This window comes from Algibacter sp., from assembly GCF_049667265.1.
GTDB lineage: Bacteria > Bacteroidota > Bacteroidia > Flavobacteriales > Flavobacteriaceae > Algibacter_B.
The window spans coordinates 1-16,064 of the sequence record NZ_JBATHX010000150.1; the positions used below are offsets into that span (position 1 = coordinate 1).

A 16,064-nucleotide genomic window follows, 5' to 3' on the forward strand; every position below is an offset into this window, starting at 1 on the left:
GAATAGTATACTTCTATTTTATCTTTTATAGATTTATAAGAAAGCAAATGTTTAAATACTGGATCTATATCTTCTTTTACAAAATTTGATATTTGTTGTTCGCTATCTACTTGAAAATTATTCTCGGTTTCAACTAAGTAATCATTTATTTGATAAATGTACTGCTCATAGATTGGCAAGCTTTCACTTTTTGAAATTGATTGAAAAATGTCTTTAATAGAATTAAGTTGCAGTATCAAATCTTGCTGGGTAGCTTTATTTCTAGCTTCAGAAGATCCTTTAATATCTATTTGACCGTAAAGTGGATAAATATTTTCGAAAGCAATTTTTTTGAAACTTGGCTGTAAGCCCCTCATTTCATCCTTAATAAACGCTTTTGCTTCTTTTTTAAATCGCCATTTAACACTTGAATGAACAGATGTACATTCTTGCTGAATTATAGCTTCTATTAAATTTTCTTCTTCATTTTTAGAACGCTCTACTGCCGAAATAATGAATGGCATAACATCAACCAATTTGTTTGCATTAACACTATTTAATACTCTTGGTTTATTTGACACTATTTCTATAATACCCATTAACCCTTCATCACTAGTAATAGGGGCAAAAATGGCACTTTTTATACCTTGCTCATACAAACTTATTATATGGGGCGCTCGACCTTTTGCTTTTTCAAACATTTTGTCAACATCTGAAACAGAGAAATACTTATTCTCATTTAATAACCTATTATACGACCAAGCGCACAAGGCATCAGAGCACTTTTCAGAATCTCTATCTCCCAGAAGAAAGCTTTTTATACCTGCGCCATAAACACGCTCAAAAACACCTTCTTCTTTATTATAAATTGAAAACCCAACCTTAATATCTTTTATCATAAGAAGAGATCTGAATATCTCGTGGAAACCCTCCATGAAATTTTCACTTTTTCGTTTATTCTCTCCAATAAGAGTCGATTTTATATTAGATATAGATTGATCTGCTGTAATATCAAAAATATTAGAAATTACAAAGCCTTTAAAAACATAACTTTTAGGAGGGAATTTTTCTTTCCAAAGTGCTATGTTTTCAAAATTATCCAATAACTCTTCATAATCTTCTTTTGTAATTTTCTTTGCTTCATTAGTTGGAATAATTTCACAAAAATCTGCATTATATAATATTTTATAATAATGTAGTATTCCGTTCTCATCTGGTATTTCATAATAAAACGGACGCTTAAAATTTAAATTATAACCGTAACAAAAATTCAAAATAATGGTACAGGCAATAATATACCTATCATCTTCCGGCATATTCCTTATGTGAAGTTCAAAATCATCTCCAGCTGTTTTAATTATATTTTTAAAACGCTCGGATGAATTAAAAATCAAATCATGAAAGGGCACAGATGCTGTTTTTATTTCATTTTTAGTTAAAATAGGCGCAAATGAGTCTTGAAGAATGATACTTATTTCTTTTTCTCGATCTTTTAATACTTGAACATTACTAAAACCATCTCTTAATTCTGGATAAGGTTCTACAGCTTTTAAAATACGCTTTGCATTTGCAGATAAAAAATCATCATCACTATTTGCTAACTCTTCATAATGCCCAAGCAGTTTACTGAAACCAACTTTAAGCATCATTGGCGATTCAATTCTGTCATTAATATCCATACTAAGAGAATTTTTGTAATACAAAATTACGAATTATTGAGTTAGTCGATATAAACTAGACTTCCTAACCTCTTTTTTATTGCTTAAAACAAAGTGTTTTTATATTTTTTCTAAAAGAATAATATTGAATTTTGAATTTACTCTAAACTCCCCTTCAACCACTTTTCCTGAAACTCCAGAATATGCATCATGGATTGTATCACCATTCTTAAATACTTTCGAAACATCTATTATCTTTTCCCCAATTGGCAGATCTAAACCGACAACAACCAAATCATTGAAATCTCCTTTTGAAAAGCTTCTATAAAATAGATAAGGAGATTCAGTTATCATTTGATGAATGCCAGCTCCTATTGCAGGATGATTTGCACGAAACTGTCCTAATTTTTGCCAATGTTTTAACACTTCAGAAGCTTTTGGTTCGTTTATGATAGCATCCCAATTCATGAAAGAACGTAAAGTCGCATCACCTTCTGTGCCTTCTATGATTAAAATACGTGCAGACTCATCTCCATAATACACTTGAGATGCTCCAGGACAGAGCAATAGCTTTGTTGCAGTTTCATATGGTTTTTCACGCTTAGCATCAAAAGGCTGCCCATCATCATGAGAGCTTAAATAATTTAACACGCTATAGCCTTTTAATTCTGAATTTAGGATATCTGAATATTTTTTGAATGTTTCCTCGGTTGACATTTGAGCTGCATTCCATTTCATTTCAAAATTTATAAGTCCATTAAAAGCCTTATCAAAATAATTGACTTTTTTATCTCCAAAATCGAATGCTTTGGCTGCCGAAATACCGTAGTTATAAACTTCTCCAACAAGATAAAAGTTATTATTATCAAGAATTTTTTCAGGATTTGATTTCTTGAATTCTTCGAAGGCGTAGTCACATTCTTTTTTAAATTCTTGCCAAACCTGCTCTTCAACATGCTTAACAGTATCCACGCGATAGCCATCTATACCAAATTCTGTAATATAATCTGTAAGCCATTTCATAATATAAAAACGTGGTGCTCTTGGATGGTTTGTTCGTTCAAAAAAAGCATTTAATTCTGCTATTTCTTGTTCGTACCTGCCTTCATTTTTCCATTTCTCAACTATTTGAGGTGGCAAATCAACAGCTTCATCACTTTCCGTTTTTATATCTGGAAGATTTTTTACTAAGGTGCAAGTAATGGTGTTTTCGTAAGATTCATAATCGCATTGTGGTTCTGTTCGAACCCAATCTGATGGCCATATAGGATCTTTTTCAGTTACTGGCCCAGTATGATTAATAACACCATCTAACAAAATACGAATACCATATTTGTGCGCCGTTTCTACTAAATCATGCAAGTCTTGTTTGGTTCCAAAATTTGGATCTAAAGCCGTCCAATCGCTTGTCCAATAGCCATGAAACCCGTAACTAACACCTGTACCTTCATCTGTCCCTCCATGAATTTGTTCGACTATAGGCGTCATCCAAATAGCATTGATTCCTAAATCGGTAAAGTAACCTTCTACAATTTTTTGTGTAACCCCTTTTATATCTCCACCTTCAAATCCTCGGAGTTTTCCAGTTTTTTCCGATCTTTCAAAGTTAATATCATTGGTCGCATCACCATTATTAAATCGGTCAGTCAAAAGGAAATAGACATTTGCACCTTCCCAAACAAAAGGTGTTTTTGGTTTTTCTTGAACAATAACTTTCTTGTCTTCACAATTAAAAAAAACAAAAAAAGTTATTACAATTAATAGATGCTTCATATTATACTTATTAGAACTACAATGCTTTTAAAACCTAGCAGTTTATTGGATTGGTTATTTAATTTTAAGAATGAATGATTCCAATGGTTTAATATCAATTCTTACTTGTGCTTTTCCGTTTTCAACTATTAAGGTTGAAGAATAAGCCTCGTACAATTGATCTTTCACTTGGTACTTGCCATCTCCTAGTTTCAGTTTCTGAACCAAATCGTCTGGTAATTGTAACTCAAATCCATAATTATTATCTGCATTAAAATTTGAAATGATTATCAGTTTTTCGTCATCACTCCAACGTACAAATGACAATACTTTATCGTTGTACCATTCCGTGTTTTGATGATTGTGATGCTGAATATCTTGATAGTCTCCCATTAAAGCGGAACTATTGATTGTAAAATTCAACAAACGCTTATAAAAATCTCGAAGGCTTTTTTCTTCTTTTGTAGATTGCCCACCATCAAACTTTTTATCATTTACCCAACGCACTTGACTAGGAACAGAACCATAATCGAAAATAGAAGTTCTTGTTGGGTCTCCAAAACCTAAATCTTCTGATCCGTCTTCTCCAAATTCTTGTCCGAAATAAATCATTGTTGGCGCTGTTGATGACGTTGCCGATACCACCATGGCTGGTTTTCCTTTTTCGGCATTTCCAGCAAAATCTGGACTTGCAATGCGTTGCTCATCATGGTTTTCTAGAAAATGCAACATGTTATGCTCAATATCTTTTAAATTGTCAAGTATTGGGGGGATATTATCGGTACTTCCGTGCCCTTGCATTATGTGTTTTATGGTATCATATAATTGTACTTTATCATACAAATAATCCATTTTTCCTTTTCTAATATAATCTCTGTAAAGTGACGGATTATAAACTTCTGCTAATAAAAAAGCATCAGGATTTTTCATTTTTATAGAGGCATTCATAAAACTCCAAAACTCAACAGGCACCATTTCTGCCATATCGTAACGAAAACCGTCAACTCCCATTGCTGTCCAATACAAGGCAATATCTCTGAATTTTATCCAAGAATCTGGTACCGTTTTATTTTTCCAAAATGCAAAATGCGCTTTATAATCTTCGTTTTCAAAACCTTCTGGTAATTCATCAAAACCTTTTTCACCTTCAGGACTTACCCCATAATTCACCTTTACAGTTTCATACCAATCATTAAAATGTGGCTGAGATAATCTTGAGCCATTTCCTGTCCATTTTGCAGGAACTTCATTAAACTTTTTATCTGATAATGGATTTTTATCTCCTCCAAGTGGTAAATATCCGTTTTGAAATTCAGGTACTTTAAATGCTTCTCCCGGATTGTAATAAAAATTATTATTAACATCGTAGGTTTTTGATTTATCATCTGAATCACCAAAACTCTCAACCCCTTTTGGATTTGACAAACTTTGATAGTTTCGTGCCACATGATTGGGAACAATATCAATAATCACTTTTAAACCCGCCTCATGGGAGCGTTTTATTAATGCTTGAAATTCCTTCAGTCTATTTTTAACGTTTACCGCCAAATCAGGATTTACATTGTAATAATCTTTAACAGCATAAGGCGAACCAGCACGACCTTTTACAATATCCGGATCATCATTTGAAATTCCGAATTTTGAGTAATCTGTAATCACATCATGATGTGGCACACCGGTATACCAAATATGCGTAACTCCTAAATCTTTTATTTCTTTTAAGGCTTTTGTTGTAAAATCATTGAATTTACCAACGCCATTTTCTTCAATGGTTCCCCATGGCTTATTGGTTGTGTTTGTGTTTCCAAATAGTCTTGTAAATACTTGATAAACAACTTCCTTTTTTTTAATTTTCATAACCTCACTATTCGTTTTTTTTACTTCTTTTATGTTTTGCCCGCAACTTAAAGCTATTATCATTAAAACTAGTGTTGCGTATCCTATTGATTTCATTTTAGTTTTCATTTATATTATAAAGCCAGCCAATTGCATCTTGAAATTCACTTTTCCAAAAAGATTCACTATGTGTACCTTTTGAAGCCACTTTTTTATAAATTCTATCATCAATCAAACCCTTGTTTTTCATTAAGGCCACCATATTATTCATTGCTTCTACCATATCATCACCTTCCTTTTCTCCAACTAAATAATACAACTTACTATTTTCTAAACCTGTTGCTTTTTCAGTAAAAGTAAAGACTTCTTTTGCATACCAAAATGATGGTGAAAATACGCCTGCTTTACCGAAAACATCTGGTCGTTCAACGGCAGCATAATGTGCAAATAACCCGCCTAAAGAGGACCCCATAACTACCGTGTTTTGATTGTCAGATTTGGTTCTAAATTTTTTGTCAACTTCTGGTTTTAGAGTATTTACTAAAAAATCTAAATACATGGCGCCTTCGCCTTTGCCATACTCGTCATTATCCCATGCTGAATACTCATTCATGCGTTTATCGCCACCATGATTTATCGCTACAACAATAAGTCCGAATCCTGTTTTTTCAAACATTTTATTTAATGTTTCGTCAACTTCCCATTCGCCGCTATAAGATGTTGAAATATCAAATACATTTTGACCATCTTGAATATACAAAACAGGATATTTTTCATTAGAACCATTATAATTTGGAGGTAGATAAATGGTGATTTTTCGCGTTCTGTTTAATTGTGGAATGTCAAAATTATCAGCAAAAACCTGAACGTTTTCCGTTGCTGTTGATGGTTTGTTTTGCTGCCTTTCATCATTCCAATTTAAAATACTTATTTCAACAATTTTTTTGTTTTCGGAAAAACTATAAGTTCTATTTTCAATTGGGTTACCGTCCAATTCGCATTCTACATTTCCCCAATTTCCTTTAGTAAATTTAAAACTAAATGCATCTTGGTGTTTTGGAATTGAAATCTGGTATTGGTTTTTTTCTCGATTTAATTTGAATTTTGGGCTACCTCCAGACCAACCTTCAAAATCTCCAGAAAGATATATATCGTCATCAAAATTATGGTTTTTAGGCAGGTTTTTTACAACAAAAGTGACAACCTCATTTCCTAAAACTGGATTTTTATCTTGCTTTTTTTTATCTGCGCATGATAAGGAAGCAAGAAATATTAAGACTATGAAAAACTGATTTTTCATTTTAGGATTATTATTAAAAGACTGTAGTGTTTAATTCAATTTAGTAGTTAAAATAAGGCTTCCCTTTTCTTTTAAAGTGATGTTATCTCCCCAGAAAAATTGATAATCTGTTATCACGTTTTTAACCGCTTTTCCTTTTAAACCCAATTCTTCAAACCTATTTAAATCTAATTCCATTGGCGATTCATTTTTGTTTATGATATGAACCAAGGTTTCATCTTCATCTTTTCTAAACAACACATAAATTCCATTTTCAGGAGCAAAATGAATTGTTTTACCTTCATGAATGGCTTTACTCGTTTTCCTGTAATTTAGAACTTTTTTGAGATACGATTGCATGTCTTTTTGCGCATCATTTAAACCTTCACCTGTAAAAGCATTTATTTGGTCACCTTTCCATCCACCAGGAAAATCGGTACGAATTAATCCGTGATCTCCAGGTCTATCAAAATCGTTCATCAAAATTTCGGTGCCATAATATATTTGTGGAATTCGAGGCATCATTAATATATAACTCAATGCCATTTTCGTATTTGCTATATCGCCATGAAGTTGAGTGAAGATGCGACTCATATCATGATTGTCAGGAAAAACCATAATGTCTTTTGGCGTGGCATAATAAAAATCGTTTGCAAGACCTTGGTACATTTTCACTAAACCTTTATCCCATTCTTCATTTTCATTTAAAGCTTCAACAATAAATTTTTGCATAGGAAAATCCATTGGTGATTTTAAATTAGACTTATAGCCATCTCTATTATTTGCACCATCTTGCCAATAGCCTACTAAAAGCGGATTGTAACTCCACTCTTCGCCAACAATACTGAAATTTGGATATTCGTTCATGATTTCTCCTGCCCAACGACTCATAAAATTTTTATCAGGATAAGGATATGTGTCTTGACGAATACCTCCTAAGTTTGCTGTTTCTATCCACCAAATACTATTTTGAATGGTATAAACAGCCATAAAAGGATTCCGCTGATTTAAATCGGGCATTGCAGAAACAAACCAACCTACATTCAATTTTTGCTTATCAATTTTCGAGGCATATATATCTTGATTGGCAGTACGCCTGTGATTCGTTGTTATATTTTCAACACCAGTCCAATTATCCATGTTAGCTTCATAATAGGCTTGATGGTTTATCCAATCTTTAAATGGCAAATCTTTCATCCACCAATGTTGCAAACCACAATGATTTGCTACTTGATCCATGATTAGTTTCATCCCTTTTTCAGACAGTTTATTAGATAGGTTTATATAATCTTGAAACGTACCAAAACGAGGATCTACCTGATAATAATTGGTAATAGCGTATCCATGATAAGAACCCTGAGACATATCGTTTGTTAGTAACGGACATGGCCAAATTGCCGTAAATCCTAAATCTTCAATATAGTCTAGATGATTTGTAATACCTTGTATATCACCACCATGTCTTGCATAATCATCTGCTCTATCAATCGTTTTTTCATTAAGCGTTTCAACAACATCATTACTTGGTTTTCCGTTAGCAAATCTGTCTGGTGTAATTAAATAAATAGCATCGCTACTGTTAAAACCAACATAATCTTCTGAAGATTTTTCTCTTGATTTCAATTCATAGGTATGAACTAAATCCTCACTACCATCTTTTTTAAAAGCAATATTGAATTTTCCTGCTTTGGCTTTTTCAGAAATAATTAAATCAATAAATAGATAATTTGGACTATCGGCTTGATTCACTTTTTCAATAGAAACACCTTGATAAGAAATTTTTGGAGTTCTATCTGAAATTTTAGGATGATGCACCAACAATTGCAGCTTTGGGTTTTTAAAACCAACCCACCAGTTTAAAGGTTCAATTTTTGCAATATCATGCCTTTCTATTATCGAAGTATTTTCATCAACCTCAGCTGGTGCCATATTGCTTTGTTTTTTACAAGATAAATTTAAAGCAAAAACACATAGTATCCCAAACAAAATACTTTGATTTATTTTTTTTGAATTCATTTTCATATTATCACATTTATTTAACCTCTTTAAAACTAATAGCATAACCGCCAGCAGCAACTGATGATAATTGAAGTTTTGATTTACTTGTAACCTTCTTGGTTTTTATAGTATAAGCCTGTGGATTCGTTCTGTAATCAGCATTTTTAGCATCTGCATAAATGGTGGCTATATATTTTTTGTCTTTGTCTAAAAAATCTAACTTGATACTTGAAGTTCTAGCATTATTCCCGTTTACATTACCAACAAACCAATTATTGCTTCCTTTTTGCTTACGAGCAATAGTTAGATAATATCCTGGTTCCGCTTCTAAATACACACTTTTATCCCAATCAATAGCCACATCTTTTATAAACTGAAACGCATCCATAAATCTTTCATAATTCTCTGGTAAATCTGCAGCCATTTGCAAAGGACTGTACATGGTTACATATAAGGCTAATTGATTTGCAATGGTACTGTTTACGTGCGAATTGTTATTAGGGTTCAGTTTACTAATATCCATTTCGAAAACTCCAGGGGTATAATCCATTGGCCCTCCAATTAAACGTGTAAAAGGCAAAATGGTAACGTGGTTTGGTTTTGAACCTCCAAATGCTTGAAACTCTGTTCCTCTTGCCGATTCATTTCCAATTAAATTGGGATACGTTCTGCAAATACCTGTTGGCCTTACTGCTTCATGGGCATTTACCATAACTTCATATTCTGCCGCCTTTTCAATGGCGTATTGATAATGATTTACAATCCATTGGCTATAATGATGTTCCCCACGAGGTAATATATTACCAACGTAACCACTCTTTACAGCATCGTATCCATTATCTTTCATGAATTGATATGCCTTATCCATGTGGCGCTCGTAATTTCTTGTAGATCCTGAAGTTTCATGATGCATAATCATTTTAACACCCTTAGATTTAGCGTAATTATGAATTTCTTCTACATTAAAATCTGGATAAGGTGTTACAAAATCAAAAACATAATCTTTAGATTTTCCGAACCAATCTTCCCAGCCTTCATTCCATCCTTCCACCAAAACACCATCAAATCCATTTTCTGATGCAAAATCAATATAGCGTTTTACTTTAGTATTATTTGCCGCATGAGTTTTATTTGGTTTTACTTTAGAATAATCTGTAACACCCAATTGAATTGCTGGTAAATCATCGGTATAAGACCATGAACTTTTCCCAGTTATCATTTCCCACCAAACACCAATATATTTAACTGGTTTTATCCATGAGGTATCTTCAATGGCGCAAGGTTCGTTTAAATTTAACGTCATTCTCGAAGCCAAAATATCTCGTGCATCATCGCTTACCATTATTGTTCGCCAAGGTGAATTGCAAGGTGCTTGCATATAGCCTTTATCACCATTAACATCAGGTGTTAAATGCGATTCAAAAACCATATTTTTGTCATCTAAATCAAGACTCATACACGAATAATCTAATAACGCTGCTTCGTGTAGATTGATGTATAAGCCCTCTGCTGTTTTCATCATTAATGCGGTTTGAACTCCAGTTTTTGAGAATTGTTCTTGAGATGCATTTCCAGTAACTGCATTTTCAAATTTTTCGCTTATTTCTGATAACTTAGACTCTGTATAATCATACTCTTGAGTATCATAATCTCCCGGAATCCAAAAAGCTGTATGATCGCCAGTCATAGCAAATTGTGTTTTCTCTTCTTTTATGGTGAAATAAACCAGGTTTTTTTGCGATGGAAATTCATAGCGAAACCCTAATCCTTCGTCGAACAATCTGAAACGTATTAAAACTATTCTATCCGTTTTGTTTTGTTTTAGACTTACCGCCAATTCATTATAATGGTTTCTAATTTTATTTTCTTCTCCCCAAACTGTTGTCCAGGATTCATCAAAAGTTGAACTTTTATTTTCAATAACTTCAAAATCATCCATTAAAGATGTCTCATCATCCTTTAATTCTAAACCTAAATGACTAGGTTTAATTACATCCTGATTTTTATAGGATAGCTGATAAGTTGGTACGCCATTTTTTTCTATAGAAAACGACATGGTGATTTCTCCATTTGGTGATTTTAACTCTTGTGCATTAACTAGACTAAAAGCCGATAAAAAAAAGACAGTAATTAACGAATAGAGGGATTTCATGATTTTTAAGTTTTATAGTTTAACTAATAGTTATTGACTTTTTATTGTTTAGAATAATTGATTTATCATTTACAAAAATTTCTAGTTTGTCGCCACTCAACAATTCGAAACTTGTTTGTTTTTGAGAAATATCTACCTTAATAATCTGATTTCTAAAATTCACTTTAAACGAATATCCTTTCCATTGTTTAGGGATTTTTGGCGTAAAAGACAATTTACTATCTTTAATTCGCATGCCTCCGAAACCTTCAACAATACTCATCCAAGTTCCTGCCATAGACGTAATATGTAGGCCTTCATGCACTTCGTGATTATAATCATCTAAATCCAACCTTGAGGTACGTAAATAGAACGTATAAGCTTGTTCCATTCTATCTAATTTTGCCGCTTGAATACTGTGTACACAAGGTGATAGAGAACTTTCATGAACTGTGAAAGGTTCGTAAAAATCGAAATGACGCTCTAATTCTTTATCAGAAAATTGATCTTCAAAAAAGTAAAAACCTTGTAAAACATCTGCTTGCTTAATGTAAGGTGAACGCAAAATTCTATCCCAACTCCATTTTTGATTTATTGGTCTTTCAGCTTTTGGTAAATCTGCAACTGAGATTAATTCTTTATCTAAAAAACCATCTTGTTGTAAATATACTTGTTGCTTTTCTGAAAATGGAAAATACATATTATCTGCAACTGTTTTCCAAAGTTTTAATTCCTCATCAGTTAACTTTACTTTTTTGATAATTCTTGAAAAATCTGAGGTATATTCTTTTTCTATTTTTTCAATTTGCTCTAATGTGTAATCAAGACACCATTTAGCCAAATAGTTAGTGTACCAGTTATTATTTACATTGTTTTCATATTCGTTCGGACCTGTAACACCTAGAATAACATACTGGTTTTTATCTGCTGAAAATGTAGCACGCTGTTGCCAAAAACGAGCAATCCCTATTAAAACTTCTAGTCCTTTTTCTGGAATATAACTGTAATCTCCTGTATAACGATAATAGTTAAAAATAGCAAAAGCAATGGCACCGTTTCTATGGATTTCTTCAAAAGTAATCTCCCATTCGTTATGGCATTCCTCGCCATTCATGGTTACCATTGGATATAAAGCCGCTCCGTTTTTAAAACCTAATTTTTCAGCGTTTTCAATGGCCTTATCTAAATGATTATAACGATATTCCAACAGACTTCTTGCTACTTTTTCATCTTTCGTTGCCATGTAAAAAGGGATACAATACGCCTCAGTATCCCAATACGTACTGCCTCCATATTTTTCGCCAGTAAACCCTTTTGGCCCAATATTTAATCTTGAATCTTTTCCTAAATAGGTTTGATTTAATTGGAAAATATTAAAACGAATACCTTGTTGCGCCTTTACATCGCCATCAATAGTAATATCCGAACTCTCCCAGATGGCTGCCCAAGCTAGTTTCTGCTCTTCAAGTAATTGATTAAAGCCTTTATCAGTTGCTATTTTTAATACTTGCTTTGCAACTGAAACTAAATTTGATTTATCGTGATTTCTATCTACTGTATAACCTCCAAACTTTTGAAGCGTAAATGTTTCCTGTCGATTGATTGACACCTTATATATAAAACTGATTTTGTTATCAGTCTTTATTACTTGTGGTTTTAGTCCGATATTTTGATTGTTCACAAAACAATCTGATTGCATAAAGGTACAAGTATGAAAATTGGTTTTCATAGTTTGTGCTTCTATAAATGCTTGGTTGTTTTCAATCGATAAATTTGAAATATTCCAGAATTTATCATCCCAGTTGGAATCCTCATTAGTAATCCCAGCATCTATATAAGGTGTTATAACCAAGTCTGCATCCGAATTTAGCGGCGTTAACGAATACTCAATAGCTCCAACTTCATCTAGATCCAAGCTTAAAAAGCGTTTTGCTTTTACTTGTATTTCATTATTATTTTGAAGCGTAACCGTAAAACTTCTTGACAGCCAACCTTCTTTCATGTTCAATTCCCTTCTGAAGTTTTCTACTTTTTTACAAGTAAATAAATCAAGTTGTTCGTTGTTTAAAGTGACGTCAATTCCTATCCAATTTGGTGCATTTAATACTTTTGCAAAATACTCAGGATAGCCATTTTTCCACCAACCAACTCGGGTTTTATCAGGATAGTAAACGCCAGCTATATAACTTCCTTGAAAAGTATCGCCTGAATAGTGCTCTTCAAAATCGGCACGTTGACCCATGGCGCCATTACCAATACTAAATAAACTCTCAGACGATTTTACACGTTCTGCATCAAAGCCTTCTTCTATGATGGACCAATTATCTGGTTTTATATAATCTTGATTCATTATTTTACAAATATTTTTTCTGAAATAACCTTTGTAAAAAAGTCTCCAGGGATTTCTGTTAAATTATTAAAATTAAAATCGGCTTCGCTAAGTGTGTTTTTATCTCCAATTCCAATTGAAATCATGTTTGCCCGATTTGCGGCCTCAACACCTGCAATGGCGTCTTCAAAAACAACACAATGTTCAGGTTTTAATTTCAGTTTTTTAGCTCCAATTAAAAACACTTCTGGGTCTGGCTTTGCTTTACTTACACTATTTCCATCAACAATTCCAACAAATCTGTCGTACAAATTAACTTGCTTTAATATTAATGGTGCGTTTTTACTGGCAGAACCTAAAACATATTGAATCCCTAATTTGTCTAAATTATCCAAAAGCTCAGTTGCTCCAGGCAAAATTTCTTCAGGCCCCATTTTATTGATATACTGTAAATAGTGCTCATTTTTACTAATTAAAAATTCTTGTTTTTTTTCATCAGTAAGTTTCACTTTTCCAATATCCAATAGAATCTCTAATGACCTTACACGACTAACCCCTTTTAAAAGTTCGTTGTGCGCTTCGGTAAACTCAAACCCTAAATGGTCTGCAAGGTCTTTCCATGCTAAAAAATGATATTTTGCGGTATCTACTATAACACCGTCTAAATCGAATATGACTCCTATTTTATTCATTTATAATGATTGATATGAAATTGCAGATTTGTTTGTAATTAAGAAATTACAAAGTCCAGCAATTATTAAACTTCCTCCAGCTACTAACATTGCATTAATAGCTTCTTCCCCTATTAAACCTGAGATATAATTAATCCCACCCAATGCCGCTATAATTTGAGGGATTACTATAAACATGTTAAAAATCCCCATAAATACACCCATTTTATTAGGATCAACAGAACTTGATAACATGGCATACGGCATAGATAAAATACTTCCCCATGCTATTCCAACCAGCATAAAACAGTATTTTAAATTTTCAGGACTTTCGATTAAATACATACCAATAAACCCTAAACCACCTAGAATTAGTGAGCCCATATGTACATATTTCCTGTTAATATTCTTTTTTGAAGTATAAAATGTAAGCAACAATGCAAATGCCATTGATGACAACCCATAAACGCCCATGGCAGATCCTACAAGGTTAGATGCTTTTTGAAAAGACGTATTAGCGACATCAAAAGCTTCTTTCTGCAAAGGAATATCCATATTGTAATGCGCTTCAATTGGTGCTGGAGCATGAAACACATGCTCTGTTAAAGCCGGATTAGCCAAACTCCACATGGTAAAAAAAGCAAACCAAGAAAAGAATTGAATGACACCAAGTTTTTTCATAGTCTTAGGCATATTCCCTATATTATTTAATATGTCTGGTATAAACTGATTTTTCTTCTGTTTTTCCTTTTCAAACGCCTCCATATCTTCTGGAGGATATTCAGAAGTTGTGAATATGGTGTATAACACACTAATCAGAAAAACAACTGCTCCAATGGCAAACGCTACTTTTACAGACATGGGAACAACGCCTTGAGGTGCAGAATCACTAACTCCTAATTGCGAAATCATCCATGGCAAATTACTTGCAATCCAAGTACCGATTCCTATTATTAAGGTTTGAACCACAAATCCATAAGACCGTTGAGACTCTGGTAATTTATCCGCAACTAAAGCCCTAAATGGTTCCATTGAAATATTTATGGACGCATCAAGAATCCATAAAAACCCTGCGGCCATCCATAAAGCAGAAGATTGAGGAACAAAAAATAATGCAATAGAGCTTAAGATAGCTCCAATTAAAAAGTACGGACGTCGTCGTCCTAGTTTAGGATGCCAAGTTCTATCGCTTAAATAACCAATAATTGGTTGCACTAGCAATCCTGTTAAGGGGGCTGCAATCCACAACAATGGTATATCATCATGACTTGCTCCTAAAGTTTGAAAAATTCGAGACATAAAGCCTCCTTGTAGTGCGAATCCGAATTGTATTCCTAGAAATCCGAAACTCATGTTCCAAATTTGCCAGAAACTTAATCTGCGCTTTTCCATTAAATAGTATGTTTAAATGAATACTATTTGATAAGCGTTTTTAACTCATCTAGCCAAAAGACTAAATAAGCATACCTATCAAAACATAATTGAGGAGTGAAAATATAAGTTTTGATTTCTAATCAAAGATAAAAAAGAAATTTAAATTTCCTAATTTTGGAAAAAACACCAACGAAACTATTTCGTTGAATCTCTTTCTATAATTTCGGTCTCAATTACCATCTTTATAAAATCGTGTTTCTTCTCGTTATTTGTAAAGTATTGCTCCGTTTCAGCTTCTTCAGCCTCCAATCTATCAATTAATAAGTTTGCAGATTGTTCGCCAATTTTTTGACCATGTTGACTCACAGTTGTTAAACTTGGCGTGGCGTGTTTTGATAGCACTCCGTCAGTAAATCCTATAACTTGTAAATCGTCTGGGATTTTTAATCCTAAAATTCGAGCCACCTTCATTGCAGAAACTGCATAAAGCTCATTAACTGCAAATACACCGTCGATATTAGGATTGGCCTTAAAAAATTGAGCAATTTCACTTTCTAAAACATCAAGATTATTTTCTACGTCTAAACTATCATCAATCTTTAATATTAAATTAGAATTTGCAATAATCCCGTTATTCTGAAGTGCTTCTAAATAGCCTTGAGTTCTTAATCTACCTACGCTTACATAATCCATGGTGGTAATTAGTGCTATGTTTTTACAATCGTTTTCTACAAGTTTATTTACCGCTTTTAGGGCGCCATTAAAATCATCAACAATAACCTTGTCACAATCAACTTCATTTACAACCCTATCAAACATTACAATAGGAATACCTTGGTTAATAGTAGCATTAAAATGGTGATAATCTTGTTTTAATAATGTTTCTTTTGAAATAGAGAGTATAAACCCATCAATACTACCATTGGCAAGCATTTCCATATTAATAATTTCTTTTGCAAAAGATTCATTAGACAGACCAACAATAACATTATATCCTCGGCGATTGGCAACCCTTTCTATACCTCGAATTACTGTTGAAAAAAAGTGATGAACAATC

10 protein-coding genes are annotated in these 16,064 nt (G+C 33.0%); all 10 read right to left on the minus strand.

Annotated elements, in window-relative coordinates:
- Nucleotides 1-1,658: GAF domain-containing protein (locus WBN21_RS05440; protein ID WP_424198268.1), on the minus strand; the 1,658-nt coding region annotated here is incomplete at its 3' end.
- Nucleotides 1,659-1,757: 99 nt separating this feature from the next.
- The gene (locus WBN21_RS05445; RefSeq protein WP_424198269.1) at nucleotides 1,758-3,410 is read right to left on the minus strand and encodes an alpha-amylase family glycosyl hydrolase; all 1,653 of its coding nucleotides are present in this window, start codon (nucleotides 3,408-3,410) and stop codon (nucleotides 1,758-1,760) included.
- A gap of 54 nt (nucleotides 3,411-3,464) precedes the next feature.
- The gene (locus WBN21_RS05450; protein WP_424198270.1) at nucleotides 3,465-5,342 is read right to left on the minus strand and encodes an alpha-amylase family glycosyl hydrolase; all 1,878 of its coding nucleotides are present in this window, start codon (nucleotides 5,340-5,342) and stop codon (nucleotides 3,465-3,467) included.
- 1 nt (nucleotide 5,343) lies between these two features.
- Complete coding sequence (locus tag WBN21_RS05455) at nucleotides 5,344-6,525, minus strand: alpha/beta hydrolase-fold protein (protein WP_424198271.1); 1,182 nt, start codon at nucleotides 6,523-6,525, stop codon at nucleotides 5,344-5,346.
- 30 nt (nucleotides 6,526-6,555) lie between these two features.
- A complete protein-coding gene (locus WBN21_RS05460; RefSeq protein ID WP_424198272.1) occupies nucleotides 6,556-8,433 on the minus strand; it encodes a glycoside hydrolase family 13 protein in 1,878 nt (625 codons plus the stop codon).
- A gap of 103 nt (nucleotides 8,434-8,536) precedes the next feature.
- The gene (locus tag WBN21_RS05465; RefSeq protein ID WP_424198273.1) at nucleotides 8,537-10,654 is read right to left on the minus strand and encodes a glycoside hydrolase family 97 protein; all 2,118 of its coding nucleotides are present in this window, start codon (nucleotides 10,652-10,654) and stop codon (nucleotides 8,537-8,539) included.
- 19 nt (nucleotides 10,655-10,673) lie between these two features.
- Entirely contained in the window at nucleotides 10,674-12,983 is a 2,310-nt protein-coding gene (locus WBN21_RS05470; RefSeq protein WP_424198274.1) for a glycoside hydrolase family 65 protein, read from the minus strand.
- Nucleotides 12,983-13,654 (minus strand): beta-phosphoglucomutase, encoded by a 672-nt coding sequence (gene pgmB, locus WBN21_RS05475; RefSeq protein ID WP_424198275.1) that lies wholly within the window; start codon nucleotides 13,652-13,654, stop codon nucleotides 12,983-12,985. Before pgmB ends, WBN21_RS05470 begins: the two co-directional genes overlap by 1 nt.
- On the minus strand, nucleotides 13,655-15,025 hold the full coding sequence (locus tag WBN21_RS05480; protein WP_424198276.1) for an MFS transporter: 1,371 nt from the start codon (nucleotides 15,023-15,025) through the stop codon (nucleotides 13,655-13,657).
- Between the two features lie 177 nt (nucleotides 15,026-15,202).
- Nucleotides 15,203-16,064 (minus strand): LacI family DNA-binding transcriptional regulator (locus WBN21_RS05485; RefSeq protein WP_424198277.1); only part of this gene is annotated, 862 nt, incomplete at its 5' end.